Raw genomic sequence first — 13765 nt, 5'->3', positions numbered from 1 at the left:
TGTCCCCCATGACCAACGACCGCGGTTGGAAGGTCGGCGAGTTAGCGCAGGCAACCGGGCTGACCGTCCGCACACTGCACCACTACGACCAGATCGGGCTGCTGAAGCCCACGGCGCGCAACGGCAGCGGGCACCGGGTGTACCGCGAGGCCGATGTCGTCGCCCTGTACCGGATCGTCGCGCTGCGGGGCCTCGGCCTGCGGCTGGACGAGATCAGGGACTTCGACGGCTCGGACTCCCGGGACGTGCTGGCCGAGCAGCTCCGCCGGCTGGACCGGCAGCTCGCCGCGGGCCGGCAGCTGCGCAGGACTGTGGTGTCCGCGCTGATGCGGATCGACGCCGGCGAGAGCATCGACCTGCTACCGCTGATCAAGGAGATGACGTTCAGCGAGCAGGCGCTGCGTGATCACCTCGGCGATGACGAGGTCGAGCGGCTTCGCACTCGTACGGCCGAATTGGGCGTGATCGGGCAGCACGCGATCGGCGTGGAGTGGCCGCAGCTCTACGTCCGTGCGCAGGCCGAGCTCGAGGCGGGCACGCCGGCCGAGGCCCCGGAGGTCCGCGCGATCGTCGACCGCATGGACGAGCTGAGCGCGCTGTTCAACCAGGGATCGCCTACGCCGCACCAGGGTGTCCGCGAGCTGTGGGTGGAGAACGGCGGCAATCCGTACGCGAGACTCGTCGAGTACCTCGACCGAGCGCGGGCGGCGCGCGGTGCTTGAGTCGGTGATGGTGATCGGCGGCGGCCTCGGTGGACTGTGCCTGACCAGCGGTTTGCACAAATCACGCATTCGCGCCACCTTGCACGAAAAAAATCCGGCGGCCGACACGCACGGCCAGGGCTACCGGCTGCACCTCGACGACCGCGGCGATGACGCCCTGCGGGAATGCCTCCCGACCAGCGCATATGCACTCCACCGGGCCGCCGGCGGCGGACCCACCTCGCAGTTCTCGGTGCTGACCAAGCGGTTGCGAACGCTGAAGGTCGTGCCCACCGGCGCCAGCGGGACGTGCGTCGACAGGTCCACACTGAGGGCGGCGCTGATGCGGGGTCTGGAAGGAGTGGTGCGATTCGGCGAGGAGTTCACGGGATACGAGTTGTTGCCCGACGGCAGGGTGCGCGCGCACTTCGCCAACGGCGCCCGCCAGGAGGCCGATCTCATGGTCGCCGCCGACGGGATCAACTCCGTGGTGCGCAAGCAGTTCCTGCCCGACGCGCGGCTGATCGACACCGATGCCCAGGTGGTGTACGGCAAGACTTTGCTGACCCCGCAGACGATGCCGCTCATCCCGGACCAGCTGCACAAGGGCTTTGTCGCCGTGACGGCGTGGCCGCGGCACCACGGCCTGGCGATGGGACTCATGCGCTTCGCGACACCGCCGGCGAGGCTCGGGCTGCCCGCGGTCCCCGACTACGTGATGTGGGGATTCACCGCGCCGCCCAACGACTTCGGCGATGTGCGGGAGCTGATGCGTGGCTGGCATCCGAACTTGCGGGCGCTGGTCGACCGCTGCGAGCCGGACGAGACGTTCACGGTGCGGGTCCGGCACGCCGGTCCGATCGGCGGATGGGGCGTCGGGCCGGTCACGCTGCTCGGCGACGCCGCGCACGCGATGCCGCCGAGCCGCGGTTCCGGCGCGAACTTGGCGCTGCGCGACGCCGCGCGGCTGTGCCGGGAACTGGTCGCGGCGCACCGCGGCGAGCGGCCGTTGCGAACGGCTCTGGACAACTACGAGGAGGTGATGTTGAGGGAGGGTTTCGCCGAGGTGGACGCCAGCGTCCGGGCGCCGGGCGAGTGGTTCCGGCGTTCCCGCCGCCGGGCGGGGTGAGTAGCGTGTGTCCGGTGAAGATCTCGGTTTCCGCGGACATGCTCGACGGCATCGGCGCCGACATCGCCGAGGAACTGCGCAAGCGTGGGCACGAGGTGCTGACCCACGGCGCGCTGAACCCGGACGAGTCCAGCGACTGGGCCCGGGCCAGCGAGGCCGCGGCCAGCGACGTCGCCGAGGGGCGCGCGGACCAGGGCGTGGTGTGCTGCTGGACCGGCACCGGGGCGTCGATCGCGGCGAACAAGGTGCCGGGGGTGCGGGCGGCGCTGTGCACCGACCCGTACACGGCGCAGGGCGCGCGGCGCTGGAACGACGCCAACGTGCTGGCGCTGAGCCTGCGCCTGACCTCGCTGCCGCTGCTCGACGAGATCCTCGACGCGTGGTTCGCCGCCGACGTCACTGAGGACGAGGACGACCTGGCCAGCATCGACCACCTTGCCGAGATCGGTCGGGGCTGACCGGAATCCGCCGATCCGCCTAACGATTCGGCATGCGCGGTGACGACGCGCCACCACCAGCCGACGCGCGGTAACGCGCGGTCGGTCATGATGCTGGGGTGTCCATCTACCGGCAGCGTGCCGTCGTCGTCGCCTGTGTGCTGATCGCCCTGCTGGCGACGGTCGGCCTGGTGTGGACCCAGGACGGCGTCAACCCGACCACCTGGCTTGGCGCGGTGGTCGTGCTGTTCATCGTGTTGATCGGACTGCTCGACCCGTGGCTGCGGCACACCGGTGCCACCGCGCCGAGCACGACCGCGCAGCTGGCCGCCGCCGGCCGGGCGCTCGCCGTCGCAACGACCGCGCAGCTCCAGGCGGAGGCCGACCTGCGGGAGTTGCTGCGGCCATGTCAGCTGAACGTGACGTGGTCGGGCGCGGATCCCGAACTCGCCGACGCGAAGTGCGCGACGGCGGCGCTGTCGGGCTCGCTCGACGGACTGGTGTCCTGGTACCGGCGGCTGCCGAGCCGGCGGCTGGTGATGCTCGGTCCGGCCGGCTCGGGCAAGAGCTCGCTCGCGACGCTGCTGGCGCTGGGCCTGTCGGAGGACGCCGCCCTCAACGACCCGCTGCCGCTGGTGCTGCCGCTGGGATCGTGGAACCCGCGGGTGGATCTCCGCACGTGGATGACCCAGCGGCTGCGCGACGACTACCCGGCGCTGCGCAACATCGAGCTGTACGGCAGCTACGCCGCCGACCTGCTCATCGAGCAGCGGCGGATCCTGCCGATCCTGGACGCCTTCGACGAGGTGCCGGCCAACCTCCGGATCTCGGCGCTGCAAGGGATCGACCGCGCGATGCCGCCGGCCACGCCGGTGGTGGTGACGTCGCGGCGGCGGGCGTACGCGTCGACCGTCGCGAAGACCGGCCCCTTGCGCAACGCGCACGTCGTCGAGCTGGAGCCGGTCGCCGAGGAGACGCTGGCGGAGGTGCTGCGCGGCAGTTCGAGCCGGTTCGGCGCGTCCCGCTGGGAGCCGCTGCTGATGCAGCTCCGGCACGAGCCGAACGGCCCGCTCGCCGCGGCGCTGGGCAGCCCGCTGATGGTGTGGCTGACCAGGACGAAGTACGCGGACGTCGCCACCAACCCCACCGAACTCCTTGACCCGACCCGGTTTCCCGACCGCGCGACGATCGAGGAGTTCCTGCTCGACGAGCTGGTGCCGACGCTGTTCCCGGAGGAGGACGCCGAGCACCTGCCGGTCACGTCGGACCACTGGCCGCCGGAGCAGGCCAAGCTGTGGCTGGAGTTCCTCGCCGCCCGCATGCAGCAGCGCGAACTGCCGTGGTGGGAGCTCCGGCGGCTGGTGCACCGCTACTGGCTCACCGTCTTCGGCGCGGTCTCGCTCGGCCTGGTGACTGCGCTGAGCGTCGGCATGATGGTCGCCCTGGTCAACAAGCTGACCGTGCTGGACGTGGCGTCATGGACCGGGGTGAGCTCCGGCTGCCTGGTCAGCGTCGGCACCGTCGTGAACGCGACGTCCAAGGGGCGCAACGCTTCCGCGTCGATGCGCTTCGGCGCGGCGCGCAGCATGCTGGTGGTCAGCCTGGTCGCCGGCACCGCCGTCGGCCTGGTCTTCGGCGCGCTGTTCGGCGCGGATCCGGGTCTCATCTCCGGTCTGAGCGTGGCGATCGCGACCGCGCTGCGGTTCTCGCTGGGCAGTCCGGTGGAGCTGAGCCGGCCGCCGAGTCCCGAGGCGACGATGGCGCGTGATCGCGCCCTCGTCGGCCTGGTCTGCCTCGTGTTCGGCGTCGGCGTCGGATCCGCCGCCGCGCTGCTGTTCGGCGCCGGCCGCACCGGCATGGTGTGGCTCGGCTTCAGTTCCGGCTCGCTGCTCGGCTTCGTGCTCGCCGTGATGTCCCGCAACTGGTGGTGGTTCACCGTCGCGCGGACCTGGCTGGCGATGCGCGGGCGCCTCCCGTACCGGCTGCTCGAATTCCTCGAGGACGCCCACAAGCTCGGGGTGCTCCGGCAGGTCGGCGCCCGCTACCAGTTCCGTCACGCCCGGCTCCAGGACCACCTCGCGAAGGATTCGGCGCTCGTGCAGAACCTGGGCTGATCGCTACTCGTCGCGCAAACCCTCGACACTCGCGGCCCGCCACAGCGACGGCAGCGTGCAGCCGGTGCTGGCCAGCACCGCCACGACGGCCGTCCCCACGAACAGCGCCATAGCGGGCCAGTCCAGCACGAGCGGCTGTCCGGAGACGTAGAGCAGCAGGCCGGTCAGCGTCAGGCCGATGACCATCGCGACGACAACCGCCACCGCGATCGGCACGGCGGACTGCCACAGCAGCGATCGCGCCAGCACGGACCGCTTGACCCCGTTGGCGGTCAACACCGCCAACGCCCGTCGCCGTTCGCGGATCTGCTCCAGGGCCACCACCAGCAGGCTGGCGGCCGCCAGCAACAGCGTGATCACCGAGCCGATCGTCAGCACCTCGCCGATCAACCAGAAGGTGCCGCTGACGATGGCCGTGCCGGCGAAGGCGGTCGCCCGCCAGCCGTACGGCACCAGCGCATTGCGCACGTGCTGGACGACGACGTCATCACTCGCACTGAGCTGAACTGTCGCCTCGACGTCGATCGGCAAGGAGACGCCGGCGAGCGCGGCTGGCGTCGCGTACAGGACCGAGCCTTCCGTCGCCTGCCCGTGCTGCTGCCGCCGCACCTTGCCAGTGATGGCCGGAACGGTCCACTGCGCCACGTTGGTCGTCGAACCGCCGGCGTACGACTCGAGCGTCACGCGCTGCCCGGCGGTCGGTGCCACCGGATTCGCGCCGGGCGGCGGGTCGACGGCGAACACGTCGCCGTCGCTGCACGACGTGATGGCCGCGCTGCGGCGCAGATCGTCGCAGTTCGCGATGTACATGCCGAGCAGGCCGCCGTCGCCGTTGCGCACCTCGGCGAAGGCACCGGCGTCGATCTGGCCCGCGCCCGGCACCTTCCTCAGTTTGTCCTCAAGGGAGAACGCGGTGCGGAGGTCCGCGCTCGGCATGCTGACGTACATCTTCGGCTCGCCGACGGCCGGCGCGTACTCGGTCGTGGCCGGAATGAACATGGCCTGCAACGCGATCGCGCCGGTGAGCACCACCGCGACGCCACCGACCACCCGCGCCGGCGTGCCGCTGTCCAGTTGCAGCCGCCGGATCGCCAGCTGCCATGCCGGCGAGCCGCCGGCCAGCCTCGCCACGACCCGTTCGACGATCCACGGCAGCACCAACGGAACGGCGGCCAGCAGGAGCACGATTCCCGCCGCCACTGGGAGTTCCGAGCCGGCGGTCAGCTCGTTGCGGAGCCGGCCGCCCTGGGTCGCCAGCAGACCGATGCCGAGCACCGGCGGCACCAGCCGCCACCACAGCCGGCGACGCTGGTTGTGGGCTCGGCGGACGACCCCCAGCGGCTCGATGATGACGCGCCGCAACGAAAACGTGGCGACGGCGACCGCGAGCAGCGGCACCGCGACGACGATCAGCGTCGCGAGTATCCAATTAGGACTGATGTCCGCGCTGAAGATGCCGCCGCGCAACGCGGGCACGGTCAGGTTCGGCACGAGCGAACGGCCGATCAGGAACAGGACCACGCCGACGAGCAGCCCGGTCAGGGCGCCCACGAAGGCCTCGCCCGCCGCGATCCGCCGCACCTGATCGCCGTCCGCGCCGACCAGTCGCAGCGCCGCCAATCGGCGATCCCTTGCTGCGGCGGCAAGTCTGGCGCTGGAGGCGACGAAAACGACCACCGGTACGAGCAACGCGGCCGCGCCGAGCACGATCAGCAGCCACAGCAAGCCGGTCAGCTTCGTCGGCACGCTCGGCACGCCGAACCGGTACACCCGCACCGCTTCGTGCTGGTCTGCCACGTCGGAAACGCCTACGTAGAAGAACAATTCGTGGGGACCGGTCAGGCCCTCGGGCCCGACAGCGCCGATTGCGCGCTCGGTGTACCTGGGTCGCAGCAGGTCCCCGCCCGGCGCGTTCAGCATCTCGGCCAGCGCCGGCGACAGCACCATCTCGCCGGGGTCGGGCAGGCGGTCGACGCCCGGCGCCAATGGCGCGTTCGGTCCCGTCTTCTGCACGATGTAGCCCGTGATGTCGCGGCCCGCGAACTGGTCCGTGCGCTGGGCCGCGTAGACCGGATCCACGCCGGCCACGGGAGTCTGCCTCGCCTGGTTCGGGTCCCCGTTGGAGATCGACCGCGCATAGCCGCGGTCGTCGCGGGCTTGCAGCATGTTGCCGACCGAGGTCGCGGCCAGTAGCACCGTCACCCCCAGCCCGACGCCGATCGCCGTCAGCGCCAGGCGCCCCCAGCCGGCCCGGCCGCCGCTGACCGCGAGACGTATCCCCAACATCAGGTCTTGCCACCAGCGGAACATCCGAACGATCACTGAGCGAGCTCCACCTGGCGGGTCCTGCCGTCGCGGACGACGACCTCACGGTCCGAGTACGCCGCCACGCGCGCCTCGTGCGTCACCAGGACGACCGCAGCACCGGTGTCCTTGGCCGCGTTGACCAGCAGCTTCATCACCCGCTCGCCGTTGAGGGAGTCGAGGGCGCCCGTCGGCTCGTCCGCGAAGACCACCTTCGGCCCGGTGACCAGCGCCCGCGCCACCGCGACGCGCTGCCCCTGGCCGCCCGAGGTCTCGCCCGGCCGCTTGTTGGCGACGTCCGCGACCTCGAGTCGCTCCAGCCACTCGGTCGCGGCCCGCTCGGCCTCGCGGCGGCGCTGGCCGCCCAGCCGCAGCGGCAGCGCCACGTTCTCCAGGCACGTCAGCTCCGGCACCAGCTGTCCGAACTGGAAGACGAACCCGAAGTCCGTGCGCCGCAACTCGCTGCGTGCCACGTCCGACATCGAACTCAGCTCGGCGCCGCGGTAGTACACCGTGCCGCTGTCCGGACGGAGGATGCCCGCGAGGCAGTGCAGCAGCGTCGACTTGCCCGAGCCGGACGGGCCCATGACCGCGACCACCTCGCCCGGCCACAGCCGGATCGCCGCGCCGTCCAGCGCCGGCGTCGGGCCGAAGGCCTTGTGCACGTCCACCGCCTCCAGCAGCGGCCCTCCGTCGATCTCCGCGCTCATGGCCGAACCTCCTTGGCGAGCTGGTCGAGCCGGGCCGCGGTGAGCTCGAGCCAGCGCAGGTCGGCCTCCAGATGGAACAAAGCGTGGTCGCAGATGAGCTGGTCCGCGAGATCACCGGTCAACTTGCGGCGGGTCAGGCCGCGCATCGTCTCCAGGTGGGAGGCGCGCTGCACGTCGAGGACCTCGGCGGCGCTGCGCCCGGACATCAGCGCCAGCACCACCTTCGTGTACAGCGTGCTGTGCAGGTACGGCTCCGGCCGCTCCGGCGTTATCAGCCAGTCGTGGACGTCGGTGACCCCCGCGGAGGTGATCGCGTAGCGCTTGCGCTCGGGGCCCTCGCCGACCTCAACGCCGTCGACCTCGACGAGGCCGTCGCGGAGCAGCCGGGACAGGGTCGAGTACACCTGGCCATAGTGCAGCGGGCGGTCCTGCCCGAAGTGCTCGTCGTAGGCACGCTTGAGGTCGTAGCCGTGCCGTGGACCCGTCTCCAACAGGCCCAGCAGGGTGAGTCCGATCGACATGCCGGCCACTCTACCCCCGGTGTATACCTCCGGTCTATACACCGGGTTTATATCCCTCGACCTGGACTTATCCAGAACGTTGGAATTGCCGCATAGAGTGGAGTGGTGACTGGTATGGCCGCCGGCGCTCGCGCCGTGCAGGAAACCGGTTGGGATGCCGAGCGGGACGTGGAGCTCCTGCTCGCCTTCCTGAACACCGTGAACATGACCGAGGCCACCGACGTGCTGGACGACGAGGCGGCGTGGCGACAGTGGGCGGCCGACCGCCGACTAGGCGCCGCCGGCGCGCCGCACAAGGCACGGGCCAGCAGAGACGCGCTGCGGTCCGTCGCGCTCGCCCACCACGGCGTGCAGGCCGAGGCCGCCCCGCCCGCCGACATGACCCACGGCTCGATCCGCATCGAGCTCAGCGCCGGTGTTCCCGTCCTCACCGCCGGCGACGCCCTCGGCGCCGTCCTCGCCGCCGCCGCGCGGCTGGCCGTGCTCGGCTACTGGGAACGGATCAAGATCTGCCCCGCCGACGACTGCCGCTGGGCGTTCTACGACCGTTCCCGGAACCGCTCGCGAACCTGGTGCTCGATGCGGGTGTGCGGGAACCGGGAGAAGGCCCGCAACTGGCGGGAACGAGCCCGCAGCACCGCTTCCTGACCCGCGGCCGGGAGAACCGGCGCCGCCGGACACGGCGGACATGCGAGCCGACGCAGCCGGACACGGCGGACCGGAGGGACCAACACCGCCGGACATGGCGGACGTGTGAGCCGACACCGCTGGACATGGCGGACCGGGGGACCAACATCGCCGAACATGTGAATCGACGCCGCCAGACATGGCGGACGGGAAGAACCGGCACGGCACGGACATGACGGGGGACCAACGCTGCCGGACATGACGGGGAACCAACGCTGCCGGACATGGCGGCACGACCCGCAACACATGACCCACCCAACCCAAGGGGGCCGTCCCCGAGCCCAGTCTACCAGCGCGGACCCGAAGTCGATCTTCCGTGATCCCCAGCTGTGGACAACTCCGCCGGCCTGTGGACAAACGCTTGCCGCTCAGAACAGGAACTGGGAGGCGGCGTAGATGATCAGGCCGGCGAGGGCGCCTACGACGGTGCCGTTGATGCGGATGAACTGAAGGTCCCGGCCGACCTGGAGCTCGATCTTGCGGGAGGTCTCCTCGGCATCCCAGCGCTCGATGGTGTCGGTGATGAGGGTGAGGATCTCGGCCCGGTAGTGGGTGACGACGTACGCGGCCCCGCCCTCGATCCAGCCCTCGACCTTCTCGCGGGTGGCGTCGTCGGTCTCGAGCCGCTCGCCGAGCACCACCAGCCCCTCCAGCACCCGGCGGCGCAGCTCGCTGGACGGGTCCTCGGCGGCGTCCAGGAGCATGCGCTTGGCGTTGGTCCACGTGGTGCCGATGACGTGCTGCACCTCGGGATGGGTCAGCACCTGCTGTTTGACGGCCTCGGCCCGCTCCATGGTGATGGGATCGGTCTGGAGATCCCCGGCGAAGTCGATCAGGAACCGGTCCAGGGTGCCCCGCATCGGGTGGTTGACGTCGGTCTTGACGGCCCACGCGAAGCCGAGGATCTCGTTGTAGACCCGGTCGGCGAGGATCGAGTCCACGAACTTCGGCGACCACGACGGCGACCGGTCGGCGACGACGCGCTGGATGGTGTCGTGGTTGTCGCGAACCCACTCGTACGCCCGGTCGCACATCAGGTCGACGAGCTTGTGGTGCGAACCGTCGGCCAGCACGTGGGCCAAAAGCTTGCCGAGCGGCGGGCCCCACGGAATGGCCATGAGGCGCTGCACGACGGCGTGCTCGACGACGGCCTGAACGTCCTCGTCCCGAAGCACGGCGACGACACCGCGAGCGACGTTGGCGAGCTCGGAGGTGATCCGCGCCGCGTTCTCCCGCTGCGACAGCCACGCCCCGAACCGCTTGCTGATGTCGGCGCGGTGCAGCCGGTCCCGGACAACTTGCTCCGAAAGGAAGTTGCTGCCGACGAAGTCGCCGAGGCTGGCCCCGAGCAGGTTCTTCCGGTTGGGAATGAGGGCGGTGTGCGGAATGGGCAGTCCGAGCGGCCGGCGGAACAGCGCGGTGACGGCGAACCAGTCGGCCAGCGCGCCGACCATGCTGGCCTCGGCGGCGGCGTGCACGTAGCCCAGCCAGACCGGTCCGGCGAAGATCCCGGACAGCACGTACAGCACGGTGGCCAGGACCAGGAAGCCGACGGCGACCAGCTTCATCCGACGCAGCGCACGGCGCTTGACCGCCTCCGCGGCGGTGAGTCGCTCCACGGCTCCATTCTCCCTGCGCACGACGGCGATCGCCGTGTCCGGCGACACAGATCGGGGATCGCCCGGGTGACATCCCGGGGAAGGATCGGCGAGGATCCGGATGTGCGTACACCTGCTCTCGTGCCGCGGCTGCGGCCGTTCACCTCGACGATCTTCGCGGAGATGACCGCGCTGGCCACCCGGACCGGCGCGGTCAACCTCGGTCAGGGCTTCCCGGACACCGACGGGCCGGCCGAGATGCTCGCGACCGCCCAGCGGGCCATCGCCGACGGGATCAACCAGTACCCGCCCGGCCCGGGGCGCCCGGAGCTGCGGCAGGCGATCGCCGAGCACCGCCGCCGGTACGGCACGGAGTACGACCCGGACACGCAGGTGCTGGTCACGGTCGGCGCGACCGAGGCGATCGCCGCCTCGCTGCTGGCCCTGGTCGAGCCCGGCGACGAGGTGGTGCTGATCGAGCCGTACTACGACTCGTACGCGGCCTCGGTGGCGCTGGCCGGCGCGACCCGCACGGTGGTGTCGCTGGTCGAGGACGGCGACCGCTTCGCGCTCGACGTGGACGCGCTGCGGGCGGCCGTGACGCCCCGCACGAAGGCCCTGCTGCTGAACTCGCCGCACAACCCGTCCGGCACGGTGTTCACCCGGCAGGAGATGGAGGAAGTGGCCCGCATCTGCCAGGAGCACGACCTCATCGCGATCACCGACGAGGTGTACGAGCACCTGATCTTCGACGGCCGCGAGCACGTGACGCTGTCGGCGCTGCCCGGCATGGCCGACCGCACGCTGGCCATCTCCAGCTCGGGCAAGACGTTCAACAGCACCGGCTGGAAGATCGGCTGGGTGTGCGGGCCGGCCGAGCTGGTCGGGGCGGTCCGCGCGGCCAAGCAGTTCCTCACGTTCGTCGGCGGCGCGCCGTTCCAGCCGGCCGTCGCCTACGCGCTGCGCAACGAGATGGCGTGGGTCGACCAGCTGCGCGACGACCTCCAGCGCAAGCGTGACCGCCTGTCCGCGGGGCTGTCGGACGCCGGCTTCGGTGTCCGACAGGCCGCCGGCACCTACTTCGTGTGCGCGGACGTGCGCCCGCTGGGCTTCGCCGACGGCGCCGAGCTGTGCCGGCAGCTGCCGGAGCGCATCGGCGTGGCCGGCGTGCCGGTGCAGGTGTTCACCGATCACCCCGATCAGTGGCAGCATCTCGTGCGTTTTGCGTTCTGCAAGCGCGACGACGTAATCGACGAGGCGATCGCGCGGCTGCGCAAGCTCGGCTGAGCGGACGAGGCGTAACAATGGGGTCTCGAAGCTTTTCGGGACCCCATTGCCGTGTTAGTCGATCACCACACCCGAGCCATTACCCTCCGACGCGAGGCAATGCGCTGATAGAGTGAATCGGCGGCCGCCATGACCTCTTGCGGAACCGGATCGATTCCACGCAGCAGCACCCGGAGTTGGTTCAGCAACGCTCGATCCGCCGGATCGAGCAGCCGCCACACGGACATCTGCCTCATCGCGCCCCCTCCGCGAACAATCCCGCCAGCGCCGCCTTTCGGCGTAGTTCGATCAGACACCGTCCCCTTGTCGGCCCAACGCTGCCGGGCGCGATGCCGACCGCTGCGGCCACTTGCTCGTAGGAAAGCTCCGGCGAGTGCACCAGCACCCGCAGCACCTTCTGGCAGTGTTCCGACAACTGGGTGAACGCCCGCCACAACTCGGCGTGCCACGCGTCCCGCACGACCGGCACGTCGGCCGCCTCGGCCCGCAGGTCGGCCGATCGTGGCTCGTCAACCGGGGTCTCGCGGCGGCGCGCGGCCACCACCCGCAGGCTGTGCCGGCGCGCGGTGGTGGCGAGCCAGGCCGCCAGCCGGGCCGGATTGTGAATTCCGTTCATATTCTCCAGCAATGACAGCCAGGTGTTCTGCACGACGTCGGCCGCGTCGGCCCGATCGAGCCGATGCGCCCGCGCGACGGCCCACACGGTCGGCGTGAACCTGGCCACGAGTTCGCGCCAAGCGGCCCGGTCGCCTTGTTCTGCGGCACTGAGCAGTTCGGCCGCGGAGGCCGTCCCTGACGATGTGTCGACTTGCACTCGGTCCTCCCCGTAGACGAGTTGGTCACGGGTTAGAAGCGACACCGAGGGGAGCGGATCCCCCGCTCGGCCGAAAACCCTCAAACGAGTGGCCGACCACGGAACGCAACCTGCGGTTGCCACGTTGTGCGAGACTGATCCCGGACAACCGACGGGCCGCGAATCGATCGCGGCGCTAAACGCGAGTCCGACAACTTCATGTTTTTGTCAGCGGCAGCGGACGGTGGTGGTGACGGTGGCCGGCGAGGGTGCGGTGCGGTGCGCCGGCACTGCGCTGCGCGCCGCCGTCATCCGGGTCGCCGTCACCGGCGGCCTGACCCTGCTGGCCTGCGTGCTCGGCTCCGCCGTGGCGAGCGCGGCGACATCGCACGACACGCCGCAGCCCAAGCCCGTCTCGGACACGCTCCAGTCCGACCTGTCCTCCCTGGTCAACGGTCTGCTGAAGGACCTCGGCCGGCAGAGCCACCTGCGCCTGCCGAGCCCCGACACCCTTGTCCTGCTCCAGCAGCACGGCAACGACAACAGCCAGGGCAACGGCGGCCACCTGAACAGCCTCGTGCACCCGGGCAACTCCCAGAGCACCGGGAACCAGGGCAACGGCAACGCCGACAACCAGGGCAACGAAGACAGCGCCAACTACACCACGCCGTCCCAGGGCACCGGCGGCACCAGCACCGGCGACGTGTGGACGGGCACCACCACCGTCACCGTCCCGGTGAAGACAACCCCGCCGCCCCCGGCCGCACCACCGGCGGCGCCGCCGGTCGCGCCGCCGCCGGTCCATGTGCAGCCGACCGCGCCGCCGGTCAGCCCCCTTGTCGGGCAGCCGGCCACGAAGTCGATCGAGTCCTCCATGGGGCAGCCCGCCGGGGCCGTCCCCGACCTGCCGCAGACCCCCAGCGACCTGCCGCTCGAACAGCCGGCGGCGCAACCGATCTCCAGCCCGTCCACGAGCGGTTCCTCCTCCGGCCACGACCTCGGCGGCGCCAACGGCGTCGCGGCCGTCGTGCCGCCGGGCGCCGGCTTCCGGCCCAGCCCCGGCTCGACCACCGACGAGCACAGCGCCAAGCGCGTCAGCGACGGCGTTCCCGGGCTGCCCAGCACCTCGCCTGACTGACGCCGACCACGGTCGCACGGCACTCGTGTGCCCTCGTGCGGCCGCGCCGAGCTGATCCGGGCCCGGGGATGCCCCCAGAGTGGGTCATCGCCGCGTATGCCGACCACGTCGAGCACGTCCTCACGGTGCTGTCGCGCCGCGGGCGACGATCCTCCCCCCACGTGTCCCGGATCTTCCCGACCTGCCGACCGCGCCCGGTCAGGTCGGGGGCTGGCCCCGGCGTCGCGTTGCCCCCGTGGCGTCGGGGCTCCCAAACTTGGCCACCGGTGACGACTCCTCCGGCACTACGAGGGGCAGAGCCGACGGAACGTCAGCGATGGCCAACCGAGGGCGCTGGACGGTGAGA

General features: G+C 71.0%; 13 protein-coding genes. 7 read left to right on the top strand and 6 right to left on the bottom strand.

Annotation, left to right across the window (positions count from 1 at the left end; genetic code table 11):
- Positions 1–8: 8 nt before the first annotated feature.
- The 4 genes from BCF44_RS01540 (at position 9) to BCF44_RS01525 (ending at position 4381) form a co-directional block, all read left to right on the top strand.
- On the top strand, positions 9–722 hold the full coding sequence (locus BCF44_RS01540; RefSeq protein ID WP_116172244.1) for a MerR family transcriptional regulator: 714 nt from the start codon (positions 9–11) through the stop codon (positions 720–722).
- The gene (locus tag BCF44_RS01535; RefSeq protein WP_116172243.1) at positions 715–1830 is read left to right on the top strand and encodes an FAD-dependent oxidoreductase; all 1116 of its coding nucleotides are present in this window, start codon (positions 715–717) and stop codon (positions 1828–1830) included. Before BCF44_RS01540 ends, BCF44_RS01535 begins: the two co-directional genes overlap by 8 nt.
- Positions 1831–1844: 14 nt before the next feature.
- Positions 1845–2288, top strand: a complete 444-nt coding sequence (locus BCF44_RS01530) for an RpiB/LacA/LacB family sugar-phosphate isomerase (RefSeq protein WP_116172820.1) — start codon at positions 1845–1847, stop codon at positions 2286–2288.
- A 98-nt stretch (positions 2289–2386) separates the two neighbouring features.
- The gene (locus BCF44_RS01525; protein ID WP_116172242.1) at positions 2387–4381 is read left to right on the top strand and encodes an NACHT domain-containing protein; all 1995 of its coding nucleotides are present in this window, start codon (positions 2387–2389) and stop codon (positions 4379–4381) included.
- A gap of 3 nt (positions 4382–4384) precedes the next feature.
- Here the strand turns inward: BCF44_RS01525 and BCF44_RS01520 are convergent, their stop codons facing one another.
- From BCF44_RS01520 to BCF44_RS01510, 3 genes are read right to left on the bottom strand one after another with little or no spacing between them, the layout of a single operon-like run.
- Entirely contained in the window at positions 4385–6703 is a 2319-nt protein-coding gene (locus BCF44_RS01520) for an FtsX-like permease family protein (RefSeq protein ID WP_116172241.1), read from the bottom strand.
- A complete protein-coding gene (locus BCF44_RS01515) occupies positions 6700–7395 on the bottom strand; it encodes an ABC transporter ATP-binding protein (protein ID WP_116172240.1) in 696 nt (231 codons plus the stop codon). The genes BCF44_RS01520 and BCF44_RS01515 overlap by 4 nt, the downstream gene beginning before the upstream one ends.
- Positions 7392–7916 carry a PadR family transcriptional regulator gene (locus BCF44_RS01510; protein WP_116172819.1) on the bottom strand — a complete coding sequence of 175 codons (525 nt, stop codon included), beginning with the start codon at positions 7914–7916 and terminating at the stop codon, positions 7392–7394. The genes BCF44_RS01515 and BCF44_RS01510 overlap by 4 nt, the downstream gene beginning before the upstream one ends.
- Positions 7917–8030: 114 nt before the next feature.
- Between BCF44_RS01510 and BCF44_RS01505 the strand changes: the two genes are divergently transcribed.
- Entirely contained in the window at positions 8031–8564 is a 534-nt protein-coding gene (locus BCF44_RS01505; RefSeq protein ID WP_116172239.1) for a CGNR zinc finger domain-containing protein, read from the top strand.
- A gap of 407 nt (positions 8565–8971) precedes the next feature.
- Here the strand turns inward: BCF44_RS01505 and BCF44_RS01500 are convergent, their stop codons facing one another.
- Entirely contained in the window at positions 8972–10171 is a 1200-nt protein-coding gene (locus BCF44_RS01500) for a DUF445 domain-containing protein (RefSeq protein ID WP_116172818.1), read from the bottom strand.
- A gap of 153 nt (positions 10172–10324) precedes the next feature.
- Here BCF44_RS01500 and BCF44_RS01495 point away from each other — a divergent pair, with 153 nt between their 5' ends.
- A complete protein-coding gene (locus tag BCF44_RS01495) occupies positions 10325–11488 on the top strand; it encodes a pyridoxal phosphate-dependent aminotransferase (RefSeq protein WP_116172238.1) in 1164 nt (387 codons plus the stop codon).
- A gap of 62 nt (positions 11489–11550) precedes the next feature.
- On the opposite strand, the gene BCF44_RS55225 is transcribed toward BCF44_RS01495, so the two are convergent.
- Both BCF44_RS55225 and BCF44_RS01490 read right to left on the bottom strand, forming a co-directional pair.
- Positions 11551–11724 carry a hypothetical protein gene (locus BCF44_RS55225; RefSeq protein WP_170217296.1) on the bottom strand — a complete coding sequence of 58 codons (174 nt, stop codon included), beginning with the start codon at positions 11722–11724 and terminating at the stop codon, positions 11551–11553.
- Positions 11721–12302 (bottom strand): RNA polymerase sigma factor, encoded by a 582-nt coding sequence (locus BCF44_RS01490; RefSeq protein WP_211352843.1) that lies wholly within the window; start codon positions 12300–12302, stop codon positions 11721–11723. Before BCF44_RS01490 ends, BCF44_RS55225 begins: the two co-directional genes overlap by 4 nt.
- A gap of 223 nt (positions 12303–12525) precedes the next feature.
- Here BCF44_RS01490 and BCF44_RS01485 point away from each other — a divergent pair, with 223 nt between their 5' ends.
- On the top strand, positions 12526–13419 hold the full coding sequence (locus tag BCF44_RS01485; RefSeq protein WP_116172237.1) for a hypothetical protein: 894 nt from the start codon (positions 12526–12528) through the stop codon (positions 13417–13419).
- Positions 13420–13765 lie beyond the last annotated feature (346 nt).

This window comes from Kutzneria buriramensis (assembly GCF_003387475.1).
In the GTDB taxonomy this organism is placed as follows: domain Bacteria; phylum Actinomycetota; class Actinomycetes; order Mycobacteriales; family Pseudonocardiaceae; genus Kutzneria; species Kutzneria buriramensis.
The sequence above is the reverse complement of the archived record's forward strand: the minus strand, read 5'-3'. Positions and strand labels throughout refer to the sequence as shown.

Excerpts from the sequence above, each read along its gene's own strand:
- BCF44_RS55225 (WP_170217296.1), bottom strand. The coding sequence starts at position 11,724 with ATGAGGCAGATGTCCGTGTGGCGGCTGCTCGATCCGGCGGATCGAGCG.
- BCF44_RS01540 (WP_116172244.1), top strand. The coding sequence starts at position 9 with ATGACCAACGACCGCGGTTGGAAGGTCGGCGAGTTAGCGCAGGCAACC.
- BCF44_RS01500 (WP_116172818.1), bottom strand. The coding sequence starts at position 10,171 with ATGAAGCTGGTCGCCGTCGGCTTCCTGGTCCTGGCCACCGTGCTGTAC.
- BCF44_RS01515 (WP_116172240.1), bottom strand. The coding sequence starts at position 7,395 with ATGAGCGCGGAGATCGACGGAGGGCCGCTGCTGGAGGCGGTGGACGTG.
- BCF44_RS01505 (WP_116172239.1), top strand. The coding sequence starts at position 8,031 with ATGGCCGCCGGCGCTCGCGCCGTGCAGGAAACCGGTTGGGATGCCGAG.
- BCF44_RS01510 (WP_116172819.1), bottom strand. The coding sequence starts at position 7,916 with ATGTCGATCGGACTCACCCTGCTGGGCCTGTTGGAGACGGGTCCACGG.